A 16557-nucleotide genomic window follows, 5' to 3' on the forward strand; every position below is an offset into this window, starting at 1 on the left:
ATCCTTAAAAAGCCTTTAGTACATCAGCGAATTACGCGCCTAATGTATCCAAAGCCTTCTGGTAACGGTTAGCGTGTGAACGCTCAGCCTTTGCCAAAGTTTCGAACCAATCAGCGATCTCGTCGAATCCTTCGTCACGGGCTGTCTTAGCCATACCAGGGTACATATCTGTGTACTCGTGTGTTTCACCGTGAACAGCAGCTTCTAGAGCTTCTTTTGGTGTACGGCCTGGAAGACCTGTACCTGGCTCGCCTGCACCGCCTTCGATCAAGAATTCCATATGACCGTGGGCGTGACCAGTTTCACCTTCAGCTGTTGAACGGAACAATGCTGCTGTGTCGTTCTCACCAGCGATATCGCACATGTTCGCGAAATACAAGTAACGGCGGTTAGCCATTGACTCACCAGCAAAAGCTTCTTTCAAGCTCTGTTCTGTTTTGCTACCTTTTAATGTTGGCATTTTTTTACTCCTATCGATAGATTTAACTTCCAAGTCGGTTACGATAGCTATATGGCTTTGGTCATCCAAATACACACAGCAATCTAACTAGACAGACATAGTTTATGTCTAAAACAACTCGATAGTTAAATTGTATTTATTAATTTTTCTAATAGTTTTTAACTAAAATAGAATTAATCGACTAACCTATTGTTTTTAAATGGATTTAAATTACTTTTTCTTGGCAACCAGCATTGTTGCCCTCGCTGAAATTGGCGATAAAACCCAACTTTTATCCCTCATGCTGTCTGCCAGATACAAAGATCATCATTGGGCGATCATTGGGGGAATCTTTATTGCCACTCTCCTCAATCATGCTTTGGCAGCCCTACTGGGAAGCACCATTTCTGCATGGATCAGCCCAGAAGTCATGAAATGGATTTTGGGCGGTGGTTTTATCGCCCTAGGTTTATGGCTTTTAATCCCTGACAAACTCGATGGTGATGAAGAGGCTCCTCCAACAAGCAGCTCTTGGAAAGTCTTCACGATCACCACTTCACTATTTTTTATTGCTGAAATGGGCGATAAAACCCAAGTTGCCACTGTGGCTTTAGGTGCACGCTATGATGATTTATTGGCTGTGGTGATGGGCACGACCGTTGGCATGATGCTCGCAAATGCTCCTGCCGTGTGGTTAGGTAAAAAATTCACGAAAGCTCTACCAATCAAATGGGTGCATGGCATTGCCGCAGTCATCTTCATTGCTATTGGCGTAGCGACATTATTTGTGAAGTTTTAATCAATACAAATAACAATCAAATTGTTTTAACTGTTTAACCAAAGATCATCTAAGAGACATTGAATGGCACGCACAGAAAACCCCATCACCTTCCTAAGAAGTGAATACAAGGCACCGGCTTTTACTATTCAAACAGTCAACCTAGATATTGCCTTGAACCCATCCAAGACGATGGTCGTGAATCGAATGATGATTCAACGAGCAGCCGGTCAATTGGGCCAATCTCTGGTACTGCATGGTGAAGAGCAAGAACTCATCAGCGTAAGAGTCAATGGTGAAATTATTCGTGGCTATGAGTTAACACCACACACATTGACCATTCACAACCTGCCTGATCAATTTGAATTAAGCATCACCAGCGCCAACATTCCCGAGAAAAATACATCTTTGATGGGGCTGTATGTTTCCAATGGCAACTTCTTCACACAATGTGAGGCTGAAGGCTTCAGAAAAATCACTTACTTCTTAGATAGACCAGACGTCATGACCACTTATCAAGTGACCTTGCGTGCCATCAAAAAAGATTTTCCTGTTTTGCTATCAAATGGCAATCTGATCAAAGAAGAAGAATTACCCAATGGCTGGCACAGTGCAGTTTGGCAAGATCCATTTCCAAAACCATCTTATTTATTTGCATTGGTGGCTGGCAAATTAGAAGCCATTGAACGCACCATCAAAAGCCAATCTGGCAAAGAGAAGCTCTTACAAGTCTGGGTAGAAGCCAAGGATCTCGATAAAACAGAGCATGCGATGGATTCATTGATTGCATCCATCAAGTGGGATGAGCAGCGCTTTGGTCTTGAACTAGATCTTGATCGGTTCATGATTGTGGCGGTTGGTGACTTCAATATGGGAGCCATGGAAAACAAGGGCTTGAATATTTTCAACACAAAATTCGTTCTTGCCAATCCAGAAACTGCCAGTGATGTTGATTACAGCAACATTGAAAGCGTTGTGGCACACGAGTATTTCCATAATTGGACTGGTAACCGCGTTACTTGCAGAGATTGGTTTCAGCTCTCACTCAAAGAAGGTTTGACTGTCTTCAGAGATCAAGAATTTTCAGCCGATCAAATGGGCAGCGCCTCTGGCAAAGCAGTTAAGCGCATTGAAGATGTGCGCTTACTTCGTCAAGTGCAATTTCCGGAAGACGCCGGTCCGATGGCTCACCCCATCAGACCTGATAGCTATCAAGAAATCAACAACTTCTACACAGTCACTGTGTACGAAAAAGGTGCTGAAATCATTCGCATGCAACAAACCCTCTTGGGGCGCGATGGTTTTCGCAAAGGCATGGACTTGTATTTCAAACGTCATGATGGCCAAGCGGTCACTTGTGATGATTTTGTTTCCGCCATGTCTGATGCCAATCAAAAGGATTTAACCCAATTTAAGCGCTGGTACAGCCAAGCTGGAACACCTCGGGTAAAAGTTGAAGAGAGCTTTGCAGGCAACACCTACCAAGTCAAACTCACGCAATCTTGTCCAGCCACACCAGGGCAAGATACAAAAGAGCCGTTTCACATTCCATTGCTCTACAAAATACTTGGATCTGAATCATCTTCACATTCAAGCAAAGCATCCAAAGAGCAATTATTTGAACTCACCCAAACAACTCAAACCATCACAGTCGAAGGATTGAAAGAAAAGCCCACTCTATCAATCAATAGAAACTTTTCAGCGCCGATTGTGTTGGACTTCGAACAATCAGAATCCGATCTTTTAACGCTCCTTCGCCAAGATGATGATGCATTCAACCGTTGGGAAGCTGCGCAAAAACTTTTCATGAGAAGTATTCTGAATGGTGAAACCCTCACTTCAGACCTGCTCAACACCCTCAAAGAAATTCTCTTAGACGGTCAATTAGATCCTGCATTCAAAGATCTGATATTCACATTGCCTGCTGAGAGTTACTTGTATGAACAAGTCAAGGTCATTGATCCACAGGCCATCCATCAATCACGCCGTAAATTACGCCATCAATTAGCCAATCATTTGCAAGAAGCTTGGTTATGGGCTTACGAGCACCATCAAACACCTGGCAAATTCAACCCAGATGCCATGAGCGCAGGCAAACGCTCACTCAAAAACTTAGCGCTTCACATGCTTTCAGAATCTGGTCATGCAGGTGCGGGTGATTTCGCTCTCAAGCAGTATGAGGTTGCCAACAACATGACTGAAAGATATGGCGCATTGGCAGTGATGGTTAACTTTGCATCAACCCATGCCGCCAAGTGCCTGCAACATTTCCATCAAACATTCCAATCAGATGCCTTGGTCATTGATAAATGGTTTTCCTTACAAGCAACAAGACAATCAGATTTAAGCAATCCTCAGTCAGTACTGAAAGATGTGATGGCTCTGCGTCAACATACAGATTTCAGCCTTAAAAACCCAAATCGAGTCAGAAGCTTGATACACGCCTTTTGCATGAATAATCCGGGAGCCTTCCATCAGCCTGAAGCAGCAAGCTATGAGTTTTGGGCCAAGCACGTGATTGAACTCAACCAAATCAACCCTCAAGTGGCCGCAAGATTGGCCAGGGGACTGGATCGTTGGAAACAATTTGCTCCGAATTATCAAGTTCACATGAAATCAGCACTAGAATTGATAGCTAAGCAAGATAACTTGTCCTCAGACGTGGCTGAAGTCATTGAAAAGGCACTCAATAGTTAATCAGGAAATACATATGTCGCAAGGCACTACTTTTACCAAATACATCACAGAGCTTGGCTCTAAGAACCCTCAGATTCCAGCATCACTGTTGGTGTCTGTTGCCAACGCTTGTAAATTAATTGCCAAACAAGTCGAGCAAGGTGCACTTGCCGGCATCATTGGCTCTGCTGGCAGTGGCAATGTTCAAGGTGAAACCCAGCAAAAACTAGACATCATTTCTAACGACATATTGTTAGAGGCTTGTGGATTAGATCAAACATTGGCGGGCATGGCGTCTGAAGAAATGGAAACCATTTTCCCAGCGAATAAAAATGGTAGCTTTCTACTTTTGTTTGACCCACTCGATGGCTCATCCAATATTGATGTGAACGTTTCTATTGGTACCATTTTCTCGATCCTTAAAAAACAAACCACTGGCGAATTAACTGAAAAAGATTTTCTTCAGGCTGGATGCGATCAGGTTGCTTCAGGTTATGTGGTCTACGGCCCACAAACCACCTTGGTCTACACCACCGGTCAAGGTGTTCACATGTTCACGCTCGATCATGAAACAAATGAGTTTTTACTCATCAAAGAAAATATCACGATCTCACCAGACACCAAAGAATTTGCGATCAATATGTCGAACATGCGTCACTGGGATCAACCAGTGAAACGCTATGTTGATGAGTGTCTTGCAGGCACTGAAGGTGCTCGTAAAAAAGACTTCAATATGCGCTGGATTGCCTCAATGGTGGCTGATGTGCATCGCATCCTCTGCCGTGGCGGTGTATTCATGTACCCATGGGACAAACGTGATCCAAGCAAACCAGGCAAGTTACGCTTGATGTATGAAGCAAACCCTATGAGCTTTTTGATTGAGCAAGCCGGCGGTGCCTCAGTCAACGGCAAAGACCGCATCATGACTTTACCAGCTGAAAAATTACACCAACGCGTGTCTGTTGTACTTGGTTCAAAAAATGAAGTGGATTTAATTCAGAAATATCACCAAGGATCCTAGTCGATTCCATAAATTCTTATCCAATAAAAAAGCCTCTGATTCATTTCAATCAGAAGCTTTTTTCTTAGGGCAAGATCATCAATGCATCATCGTTGTGGGATCCATGTAATCAAGCCCATGGGCACAAGCAACAGCCTTGCATGTGATGTGACCTTGATAAACATTCAAGCCATTCATCAAATGAGGATTTTCAATCAATGCCTGCTGAGCCCCCTTATTTGCAATCTGCATCACAAATGGTGCCGTTGCATTGGTCAAAGCCATCGTTGAAGTTCTAGCAACCGCCCCAGGCATATTGGCAACACAATAATGAATCACATCATCGATTTGATAAGTAGGTTCTTGGTGCGTGGTTGCGTGAGATGTCTCAAAACAACCCCCCTGATCAATCGCCACATCCACAATGACCGATCCAGACTTCATGGCAGACACCATTCTTCTTGTCACCAACTTCGGTGCGGCGCCACCTGGAACCAACACACTGCCAATCACCACGTCGGCACTCAACACCGATCTCTCAATATTGGCTGTGCTTGAATACAAGGTGTGAATTTTGTTGCCGTACAAAGCATCTAACTCTCTTAATCGATCAAGGTTTTTATCAATGATGGTCACACGAGACCCCATGCCAACAGCCATTTGCAAAGCAGCACTGCCCACAACACCGGCACCTAAGATCACCACATCAGCTGCGGGAACACCTGGTACACCTGCCAATAGCAATGCTCGACCACCATTGGCCTTTTCTAAATGATGTGCTGCTGCTTGAATCGACATTCTGCCTGCCACTTCACTCATAGGAGCCAACAAAGGCAATCGGCCATTAGCACTGGTCACTGTTTCATAGGCAATACAAATTGCATTGGACTGAACCAAAGCTTGGGTTTGGTGTAAGTCTGGCGCCAAATGTAAATACGTGAATAAAACCTGGCCTGAGCGAAGCATCTTGCACTCTTCAGGCTGCGGCTCCTTGACCTTAACAATCATCTCAGCCTCGGCAAATATGTCACTTGGACAATCCACCATCTGAGCTCCAGCCATCACATAATGCTCATCCATGAATCCAATGGCTTCCCCTGCATTTTTTTGAACCAACACCTGGTGACCCCAAAGCCTTAATTCGGTGACTTGATCGGGCGTTAATCCAACTCGATACTCGTGATTTTTAACTTCCTTAGGTACGCCAACAATCATGATGCACTCCTCTCTTTTTTATGAAGACCAAAAATAAAATACAACAACGTCAATCCAATCAAAATTGGAGGACCGACGTAAAACGCCATGCGAGTTGATTCTGAATAAGCCATTAAGCCAATCACAAACATCACAAAGAAGATGGCGAACCATGAGCCGTATGGCCACATGATTGCGCGGTAGGGCAAGGCATCTCTTTGTACCTGAGTTAAAGATTTTCTAAATTGGATTTGCGTGAATAAGATGGCAATCCAAACCAATAAGCCAATCAAAGTCACTGCTGCCGTGATCCACTGGAATGCCTTCTCAGGAACAAAGTAGTTCAAAGCAACTCCGAGTGTTGGCAACAGAATTGTCATAAGGATGGCTTTCATGGGCACACCTGATTTAGACACTTCGCCCAATGCTTGTGGTGCATTGCCAATCTTGGATAAACCCAAGAGCAATCGACCGCCACTGAATATGCCTGCATTACAAGAAGAAAGCGCTGCTGTGATCACCACAAAATTGATGATGCCGGCTGCTTCTCTTAAGCCAATGCTCTCAAACATAGCGACGAATGGACTACCTTGCTGACCGACTTGATGCCAAGGGAAGATCGCCAAAATAACAAACAAGGCTCCGACGTAAAAAATCAATATGCGCCAGGCCAATGAATCAATGGCCATAGGAATAGTCTTTATTGGGTTTTCAGCTTCACCTGCTGATAAGCCAATCATTTCAATACCAACATAAGCAAATAAAACCATTTGAAGCGATAACAAGAAACCACTCACCCCATTAGGAAAAAATCCACCATGCTGCCAAAGGTTGGCTATACCAATCGGCTCACCGCCAACACCAAGGCCAAAGAAAATCATTCCGCAGCCCATCGCAATCATCGTCACAATCGCGACCACTTTGATGAGAGAGAACCAAAATTCGAATTCACCGAAAACTTTTACTGCCACAAAGTTGATGCCACCCATGGCCAACAATGAAGACAAGGCCCACACCCATTGAGGAACATCCGGGAACCACATCATCATGTAAATACCAACAGCGGTGACTTCAGCCAAGCCCACCACAATCCAGTAAGTCCAATACCCCCAACCAACCAGATAGCCCGCTAGAGGACCAATGTATTTGCCAGCGTAATGTGCAAAGGATCCTGCTACAGGCTCATGCACTGCCATTTCACCAAGTGCTCTCAGAACTATGAAAGCCACTAAGCCAGCCAGAACATAGCCCAACATGATGGATGGCCCTGCCAGCTGAATGGCTGTGGCTGACCCTAAAAATAAACCAACACCAATTGTTGACCCCAAAGCCATTAGACGAATATGTCGTGGCTGAAGACTTCTTTTTAAACCATGGTTGTCATGAACCATTTTTCACCTCTACTGTGTCATTCAAAAATTTGAACGGGCAGAATAGGAGGCAATCAATCGCTTGTATATGGCCTAAAAATGCATGAAATACTTAATTTAAGAAAAGTAACAATGCGAAATTTTCAATAGCCAATAAGAATCAAGGCTTGAGAGAAAAGCTGTAATTTTTACTTACGAGAAAATAGGAAGTTTCCTACAAAGAAATCAGAATATTCCTACAAGGAAGTAATCCAAATATTTGAGGAATTTAGGGGGAATTTAGAAGAGTTTTAAAATTTAACTAATTAGAAAAATTTAAATCTGATGTGGATGGGCGAACATATCGCGGAGACTCTCTCGATGCATCAATACAACCACCGTCTTTGTAAACGCCTTGAGGATCTCGGTAACACATCATTCGATCAATGATCATCTGATACTTTGATGGATCTGCCAATGATTGCTTGACGCAAGATTCAACAATTTCTTCATTCATATGCAATTCACCATCATCACCAACAAATGCACCGTCCCGCCAGTGGTAAACCTCTACACACTTTGCCTCCAAACTGAATGGCTGATCTCTTTTCCAAAAATTGGTGAATAAGTTGTGGCCCAAATAGATGACCCAAGAGCCTTCATACCCAGAAATATCTGAAGAGCGGTCATCAGGATTACGGAACCATACGCGGTCCCCTGGCACGTAATACTTCATGGGGAATGGATGATCTAAAGTGCCGTATTCTTTGAGAAAAATCTCATGAAACTCACCGGAGCGGATGGCACTTCTCTCAGAACGTAACTCGAGCTTTTTCAATAAGTCAGGATTCACATTTTTTAGCTCTTGAGCAATGCTGAGCAAGATCACGTATTCAGTGGCTCGATAACAAGAAAAAGAGTAAGCCTCTTTGGCACTCGGCGGTTGAGTGGCCTTGATCAAGCCATCGATGATCGACTGCCCTTTATTTAACAAAAACCCTTCTTCTTCGTCATAATGCCAATAATCCGTTGGTCTCTCAGCGGCTTCAGTATCAAAGTTCAAGGCTGCCTTAAAGCCAGCATTAACCACATAATGACGAATTCTGATGGCTGACACCAACTCATCAAAACTAGGAAAAGTGAATGGGATGGTTGCCATCAACATTGCAACCAAGATTTCTTTCTCTAAATCTTCGGTATTTTTTTGACCATCAATGCCCATGGTCGAATACAAGCGAGTGGTATCCCAAGCGGGTGCCCACTGCTCTCTAGCACTCTCTTTTAGTTTATAGGCACATTGATAGGTGCCGTTACCACTCAAGATAACTGCATCGACGTGCTGCCACAACTGCAAGGCCTCCAGATGTCTTTGCATACTGGTCTGCAGGGCGCTTAACTCTTCGGTGGTCTTGACAACAAACTCAATCCCACGAGACTCAAAGTGAATATTGGTTTGATTGGCTGTCATTATTTTTTTATAAGAATCTGTCCAACAATCTTCGACTGTGTTTGTCTAATGTCTGAATATTCTCTATAAGGTATTGAACACCATGATTATCAGAAATCAAATAAGTATCTTTACTGATACGACGAATATCTTCCTCACCCTTTAGAACAAACTGAGTGGCGCCCCGACTTGTTTCAACCGTCCAAGTACTAGGGGTTGCAAATGAAGAAACTTCAGCAATCTTTGTCAAAACTGGCATGAACTCTCTGTTGGCGAGCTCTTCTTTGATGATTGACTGATTCTCGGCGCTGACTTGATTTAAGTTGTCTAACCAAATTAATTCATGGCCATCACGATCAACGATTGCAATGCATTCTCCTGGCAGGCTGATAGGAAAAGCTTTGACTGGCAAAACCTGTTCGTAAAACTGTCCATCTTCAGTCCGCAAGCACAACTGGCCAAAAGTATTTTTTGATAAGGCGAAGTTCTTCATAGAATTACCCATTCTTCGCCCCCAACTCCGCATCAACTGCATCCATCGCTTGCCTAGCTTGAGTGTCATACATCCGACGATAGACACCGTTTAAATCCATGAGCTGATCATGTCCACCCTGCTCGATGATTTGACCTTTATCCAACACAATCAAGCGATCCGCTTTGCGCAGTGTTGATAAACGGTGTGCAATGGCAATCGTGGTTCTACCTTTGACCAAATTATCCAAAGCCTTTTGAATCTCTTTTTCAGTCGTGCTATCCACTGATGAAGTTGCCTCATCCAGTATCAAGATCTGTGGATCAATTAACAAAGCTCTTGCAATCGAAATACGCTGTCTTTCACCGCCAGAGAGAGACTGACCTCTCTCACCAACCAAAGAGTCATAACCGTGAGGCAGTCTTAAGATAAATTCGTGAGCATGAGCTGCTCTTGCAGCAGAAATGATCTCTGCACGGCTTGCATTTGGTTTGCCGTAGGCAATATTTTCAGCAATCGTGCCGAAGAATAAAAATGGCTCTTGCAGCACCAAACCAATGTGTCTGCGATAGTCAGCCACAGCGATTGAACGAATATCAACGCCATCCAAGCGAATCGTGCCTTCGGCTGCGTCATAAAAACGACAAATCAAATTCACCAAAGTACTCTTACCAGAGCCACTATGACCAACCAAGCCGATCATTTCACCAGGAGCAATTTTTAAATTGATCCCTCGTGTCACAGAGCGATTACCGTACCTGAAGCCCACATTATTTAATTCTATGAGACCTTCTACTTTTGTTAGCTTGATTGGCTGACTTGGTTCTGGAACACTGGACACGTGATCCAAAATATCAAAAATACGTTTAGATGCCGTGGCCGCCTGTTGAGTGAAAGCAACAATGCGGCTCATGGAGTCAAGACGTGTGTAGAAACGCCCAATGTATGCCAAGCACGCCGTCAACATACCAACTGTGATGGCATCGTGTGATATTTGCCAGATACCAAAAGCCCAAACCACCAACAATCCAATTTCTGTTAACAAAGTAATGGTTGGCGAGAACAAGGCCCAGACCTTATTCACTCGATCATTCACAGCCAAGTTATGTTCATTGGCCAATCTAAAACGGTCAGACTCACGCTCTTCTTGGGCAAAGGCTTTCACGACACGAACACCTGGGATCGTGTCAGCCAACACACTCGTGACCTCTGACCAAATGCGGTCTATCTTTTCAAAGCCATAACGCAATTTATCTCGCACCACATGAATGGCCCATCCAATGAATGGCAAAGGTATCAATGTCACCAAAGCCAACCAAGGATCGATAGAGATCAAGATGGCAGCTGTCATCAAAATCATCAAGACATCAGTTGCAAAGTCTAGAAGGTGTAATGACAAGAACAAGCAAATACGATCTGACTCAGATCCAATGCGAGCCATCAAATCACCAGTTCTTTTGCCGCCAAAGTATTCCAAGGACAGCTTCATCAAATGTTGATAAGTGGTGGTGCGAAGATCGGCACCGATGCGCTCACTCACCAAAGCCAAAATATAGGTTTTGGCCCAGCCCAACACCCAAGCCAATATTGCGGCAGCCAGCAAGGCGCCCAAATAAAGCAAAGTTAAATTGACATCGATGGCTTGACCATTTTGATAAGGCAACAAAATGTCATCCATCAATGGCATGGTCAGATAAGGTGGCACCAAGGTGGCAGCAGTAGAGGCAAGCGTTAAGACAAAGCCTGCAAACAATTGGCCTTTGTAAGGCTTAGCAAAGCGCCAGAGTCTTAATAAAGTCCAAGTTGATGGTGGCGTTAAGTTTTCTGAACTACAAGCTGGGCACTCGTCCTGATCAGGTGGTAATGGCACCCAACAAGTTGGACAAAGTGGCTGTGTAGTTTCAGCAAGCTCAGCATTAAATTTTCCTAAAGACTTGGCTAACTCAATATGAAAATGTTGAACCAGGCGATTGGCCACAGGATTTTGTGCCAATGTGAATCGCCAGCTAGCCAATCTTCCAGATTGGTTGAGCAACTCTAAATTTGCCACGCCAGCATGATCATGTAACTGCAATTTCAAGTCTTCTGAAAAAGACCATCTCGACCATGACGAAAAGTCTTCTTTGCTCGCAATCAGGCCTTGATTGGTTAAGCAAACCAATCCTTTTGCAAAATGCAGTTGTTCGTTGAGATCTAACTCCAAAACAGCAATCACTGACTCATTGGTATTCAAAGTTTCAGCAATGGAGCGGCGCCATTCCTTTGGCAATCGTTCCAAAGGATCAGGATGGCTATGAATAGCGTTGGGGGTGGTAATAGAAGTAGTGGTCAAGGATGGCTTTATATCTTTATTTGTCGGCAATTATCGCAAATTTGCCAATCAAAATATTTACCTTTTTCTGTCAACCAAAGATTGCCCAAAGCGTTAAACGACAACGTACAATTAGGTATTTTTGGCACTTTAGCCCCACATGACTAAAAAAACTATAGAAATCATAGATATAAAGGTTCTTAAAGGACCCAGCATGTGGACCTATCGCCCGGTTTTAGAAGCCTGGGTCGATATACATGATCTAGAAGATTACCCCTCAAACACCCTGCCAGGCTTTACTGATAGGCTGGTGGCTTGGCTTCCCAGCCTGATTGAACATCGTTGCTCTTACGAGGAACGAGGCGGCTTCATCAAAAGACTTGAAGAAGGCACTTGGCCAGCACACATCCTTGAGCACGTGACCCTCGAACTACAGAATCTAGCTGGTATGCCAGGAGGCTTTGGTAAGGCTCGTGAGACCAATAAACGCGGTGTTTATAAAGTGGTGGTTCGGGCTTGGCATGAAAAGATCACTGAAAAAGCGCTTTATCACGCACGTGACTTGGTGATGGCCGCTATTGAAGATCGCCCATTTGATGTGCCAGCTGCCATCAAAGAAATTGAAGACATGGTCGATAGTCTTTATTTGGGCCCTAGCACTGCTTGCATCGTTGATGCAGCCAGAGAAAAGAAGATTCCAGCCACCAGATTATCTGAAGGCAATTTAGTTCAATTGGGTTATGGCAATAAGCAACGCAGAATTTGGACTGCTGAAACCGATTTGACCAGTGCGATTGCTGAAGGCATTTCAAAAGATAAAGACTTAACCAAATCTCTATTAGCCTCATGTGGCGTTCAGGTTCCTGAGGGTCGCATGGTGGATAGCGCTGAAGACGCCTGGGCTGCCGCTCAAGACATCGATGGCTCTGTGGTGGTCAAACCTTATGACGGCAATCACGCCAGGGGTGTGTTCACCAACCTATCAGATCAAGCCCAGATTAAAAAAGCCTATGACGACGCTTTAAAAGAAGGCAGCGGCGTGATTGTTGAACGCTACATACCAGGCAATGAGCATCGCTTATTGGTGGTTGGTAAAAAAGTAGTTGCTGCTGCCAAAGGTGAATCAGCTTGGGCCAAAGGTGATGGAAAAAGAAGCATCCGCGAACTGATTGAAGAAGAGATCAATACCGATCCTCGCCGTGGTGATGCAGAGATATTGCCATTGAGCCCTGTTGTCTTTGATACAAAATTAGAACTAGAGCTTGCGCGTCAAAACTTCACCTTGGACTCAATCCCTAAGGCAGGTCACGATGTTTTAGTTCAAGCTTCAGGCAACATGGCTTTTGAAGTGACTCACTTGGTTCATCCATCAGTTGCCGAACAAGCTGCCTTAGCTGCACGAGTGATTGGTTTAGATATTGCAGGTATTGATATCGTGGCTGAAGATATTTCGAAGCCACTTGAAGATCAAGGTGGTGCGATTGTTGAAGTCAATGCCGGACCTGGCTTGATCATGCACCTTAAACCTGGTGTTGGTGAACCGCAACCAGTCGGCGCCGCAATCGTTGATCATCTCTTCCCGAATAATGCGGATGGACGAATTCCAGTTGTTGGCATCACAGGATCACGCGGCAAAACCATGGTGGCGCAACTCACGACCCACTTGATGCAATTGACTGGTATGAAAGTAGGCTTAGCTTGCAGCAAGGGGGCCTTCTTCAATCATCGACTCCAAACCCAGGGCAATTGTGCCAACTGGATCAGTGCCAATCGAATCTTGCTAAACCGCCAGGTTGAGGCCGCAGTTTTTGAAAACGACAGCCGCACAATTTTGAATGAAGGTTTGGCATACGATCGCTGCACTGTTGGTGTGGTGACTAATCTTGATCCACTTGATACGGTACCTGAGTGCTCAATCACTGAACCAGAGCAAATTTATAACGTCTTACGAACTCAAGTAGACGTTGTATTACCCAAGGGATGCACCGTTCTTAATGCCGATGATGAAGCAGTCGTCAACATGGCTGAACTATCAGATGGCGAAGTGATTTTCTTTAGTAAATATGGACCCAATGAACACACCAAGAAACATTTGCAAAAAGGTGGTCGAGCCCTGTTCACAGAAAACAATATGATCATCTTGGCAACGGGCACTGATCAATACTCACTCATCAGTACTGCCAGCATTCCTCTCTTACAAGCCAGCAGCAAAACCAATACTCTAGAAAGCATACTGGCTGCTGTCGCTGCAGCATGGTCTTTAAACATACCTAAAGACATCATTGCTGCAGGTCTTCAAACTTACCAATAGTCAATCATGGAATTAATTCGCATACGCGCTCTCAGAGGTCCTAATTTTTGGGGCAAACACACTTCTCTAGAGGCATTGGTCAAGTGCGAAGAAAACGAAAAAATCATCACCAATATTTCTGGTTTTGAAACTCGCTTGCGTGAACGCTTTCCACAACTCGGCCCATTGCGCCCACACACACAAAATGAAACCGTCTCTTTAGCTCATGCATTAGAGGTGTGCTCAAGAGACCTGCAAGCTCAAGCAGGATGCCCGATCACTTTCAGCCGAACCATGTCAACACCTGATGATGGTGTGTACATTGTCGTCGTTGAATACACCGAAGAAAAAGTCGGTCGCTTGGCACTTGATTTGGCCATGCAGTTATGTCGTTCAGCTCTAATTGATAACGGCTCACACCTCGATGAATACCTCAAGCAATTAAGAGATTTGGATGAAGATATTCGTCTGGGGCCAAGCACTGGATCAATCGTTGAAGCTGCCATTGCGCGCGGCATCCCTTATCGTCGTTTAACCGAAGGTAGCATGGTTCAGTTAGGCTGGGGCAGTAAACAACGCCGCATCCAAGCTGCTGAAACAAGCTCTACCAGTGCGATTGCTGAATCAATTGCCCAAGATAAGCAGTTAACCAAAGACTTACTCCATGCTGCTGGCGTGCCAGTACCCATGGGAAAAATTGTGACCACTGCTGAAGAAGCATGGGAAGCTTATTTAGAAATCAAGTCCCCTGTAGCAGTCAAGCCACGTGACGGCAATCAAGGTAAAGGTGTTGCAGTCAATATTGATAATCGCGAGCAAATAGAGATTGCCTTTAAAGCAGCCTCAGCCATTTCTTCTGAAGTGATTGTTGAGCGTTACATGCCAGGACATGATCATCGTCTTTTAATCATCGGCGGTCAGTTAGTAGCAGCCGCTCGTCGTGAACCGCCCTACGTGATTGGTAATAATAAAAACACTGTTCGCGAATTAGTGGAAGAAGTGAACAAAGATCCTTTAAGAGGTGATGGTCACGCCACTTCACTGAGCAAGATTCGTATCGATGAAATCGCTATTGCTACTCTTAAGAATCAGCAACTGACTCCAGACTCGATTCCTCCAAAAGGTTTGCGCGTCACCTTGCGCAACAATGCGAACTTAAGCACCGGTGGCACCGCCACTGATGTGACTGATGACGTCCACCCAGACCTAGCTGTTTCAGCCATTGCCGCAGCACAAATGGTTGGCTTGGATATTTGTGGAGTAGACGTGGTTTGTGACAACGTTTACAGACCACTAGAAGAACAAGGTGGCGGCATTGTTGAAGTCAATGCCGCACCAGGGTTGCGCATGCACTTGCATCCTTCTTACGGTAAAGGTAGACCAGTTGGTGAAGCCATTATTTCAACCATGTTTGGTAAAGAAGATGATGGCCGAATTCCAGTGGTGGCAGTGACCGGCACGAATGGCAAAACAACCACAGTTAAATTGATGAGCCACCTGTTTGAGCAACAAGGTTTGCGTGTTGGCCATACAGGCACGGATGGTGTTTATGTGAATGGCAAAAGAATCGACACAGGAGACTGTAGCGGCCCTAAGAGCGCACGCAATGTCTTGATGCACCCAGACGTTGATGCCGCTGTTTTAGAGACGGCACGGGGCGGTATTTTGCGTGAGGGTCTCGGCTTTGATCGTTGCCAGGTTGCGATTGTGACTAATTTGGGCGAAGGCGATCACCTTGGCATGAATTACATCAACACCACCTCAGAGTTAGCCGCTGTTAAACGTGTGATTGTTCAAAACGTGGCCAGCAATGGTATGGCTGTTCTTAATGCAGCAGACCCGATGGTTGCCAAGATGGCAAAGTCTTGCCCTGGCCAAGTCACTTTCTTCGCAAGAGATATTCAGCACCCAGTGATGGCAAAGCATCGTGCTCAAGGTCAGCGCGTGGTTTTTGTTGAAAACAACAAAATCGTTGCAAGCGAAGGTAAAAAAGAATTCCATATTGACTTGAACCAAGTACCTGTCACGGTCAATGGCAGCATCAGTTTTCAGGTAGAAAATGTCCTAGCAGCAGTTGGAGCTGCATGGGCATTGAATATTTCTTGGGAAACGATTGCTGAAGCATTAGAAACATTTGTGAGCGACTCACAAACAGTGCCTGGTCGCTTTAATATATTCAAACATCAGGGTGCCACAGTGATTGCTGATTACGGCCATAACCCAGATGCAATCAAAGCCCTATCAGAAACCATCATCAACATGCCTGCCAAGAAACGCATGGTTGTGATCAGTGGTGCCGGTGATCGTCGCGATGAAGACTTGCGCCGCCAAACAGAAATCCTTGGACAGTACTTCGATCACGTGATTCTCTATGAAGACCAATGCCAACGTGGCCGTCCAGACGGCGAAGTGATTGGCATCATGAGAGAAGGCTTGATGGCCTCAAAACAAGTCAAGAAAATTCAAGAATTCCATGGCGAGTTTTTAGCCATAGACCAAGCTTTATCTCAAATTGAAGCAGGCGACGTTTGCCTTATTTTGGTTGATCAGGTTGAAGAGTCTTTGGCCCACATCGCCAAAAATGTTCGCTGACCAAAGCTC

At 44.8% G+C, this 16557-nt stretch carries 10 protein-coding genes and 1 pseudogene; 5 read left to right on the forward strand and 6 right to left on the reverse strand.

All coding sequences use genetic code 11. From position 1 onward, the window contains the following. Positions 1-31: 31 nt before the first annotated feature. Positions 32-460: a rubrerythrin family protein gene (locus ICE88_RS02060; RefSeq protein WP_089515387.1), complete on the reverse strand. Its 429-nt coding sequence runs from the start codon at positions 458-460 to the stop codon at positions 32-34. A gap of 199 nt (positions 461-659) precedes the next feature. Between ICE88_RS02060 and ICE88_RS02065 the strand changes: the two genes are divergently transcribed. The 3 genes from ICE88_RS02065 (at position 660) to ICE88_RS02075 (ending at position 4914) form a co-directional block, all read left to right on the forward strand. Beyond that, positions 660-1238: a TMEM165/GDT1 family protein gene (locus ICE88_RS02065; protein WP_216248879.1), complete on the forward strand. Its 579-nt coding sequence runs from the start codon at positions 660-662 to the stop codon at positions 1236-1238. 63 nt (positions 1239-1301) lie between these two features. Then, positions 1302-3914: an aminopeptidase N gene (pepN, locus tag ICE88_RS02070; protein ID WP_216248880.1), complete on the forward strand. Its 2613-nt coding sequence runs from the start codon at positions 1302-1304 to the stop codon at positions 3912-3914. A gap of 13 nt (positions 3915-3927) precedes the next feature. Further along, on the forward strand, positions 3928-4914 hold the full coding sequence (locus tag ICE88_RS02075; protein WP_216248883.1) for a class 1 fructose-bisphosphatase: 987 nt from the start codon (positions 3928-3930) through the stop codon (positions 4912-4914). Between the two features lie 78 nt (positions 4915-4992). Here ICE88_RS02075 and ald read toward each other — a convergent pair whose 3' ends face one another. The 5 genes from ald to ICE88_RS02100 form a co-directional block, all read right to left on the reverse strand. After that, positions 4993-6108, reverse strand: a complete 1116-nt coding sequence (gene ald, locus ICE88_RS02080; protein WP_216248884.1) for an alanine dehydrogenase — start codon at positions 6106-6108, stop codon at positions 4993-4995. Beyond that, positions 6105-7478 carry an amino acid permease gene (locus ICE88_RS02085; RefSeq protein WP_216248886.1) on the reverse strand — a complete coding sequence of 458 codons (1374 nt, stop codon included), beginning with the start codon at positions 7476-7478 and terminating at the stop codon, positions 6105-6107. The genes ald and ICE88_RS02085 overlap by 4 nt, the downstream gene beginning before the upstream one ends. A 280-nt stretch (positions 7479-7758) precedes the next feature. Continuing rightward, positions 7759-8904, reverse strand: coding sequence for a hypothetical protein (locus ICE88_RS02090; protein ID WP_216248888.1), 1146 nt, complete (start codon positions 8902-8904; stop codon positions 7759-7761). A 7-nt stretch (positions 8905-8911) separates the two neighbouring features. After that, the gene (locus ICE88_RS02095; RefSeq protein ID WP_255535167.1) at positions 8912-9376 is read right to left on the reverse strand and encodes a DUF1854 domain-containing protein; all 465 of its coding nucleotides are present in this window, start codon (positions 9374-9376) and stop codon (positions 8912-8914) included. 4 nt (positions 9377-9380) lie between these two features. Beyond that, complete coding sequence (locus ICE88_RS02100; RefSeq protein WP_216251756.1) at positions 9381-11654, reverse strand: ABC transporter transmembrane domain-containing protein; 2274 nt, start codon at positions 11652-11654, stop codon at positions 9381-9383. A gap of 172 nt (positions 11655-11826) precedes the next feature. Here ICE88_RS02100 and cphA (ICE88_RS02105) point away from each other — a divergent pair. After that, positions 11827-13971: pseudogene (gene cphA / locus ICE88_RS02105) on the forward strand (cyanophycin synthetase); the annotation flags it as partial. A 12-nt stretch (positions 13972-13983) separates the two neighbouring features. Further along, positions 13984-16548, forward strand: coding sequence for a cyanophycin synthetase (cphA, locus tag ICE88_RS02110; RefSeq protein WP_216248893.1), 2565 nt, complete (start codon positions 13984-13986; stop codon positions 16546-16548). Positions 16549-16557 lie beyond the last annotated feature (9 nt).

The organism is Polynucleobacter sp. AM-26B4 (assembly GCF_018882285.1).
GTDB lineage: Bacteria > Pseudomonadota > Gammaproteobacteria > Burkholderiales > Burkholderiaceae > Polynucleobacter.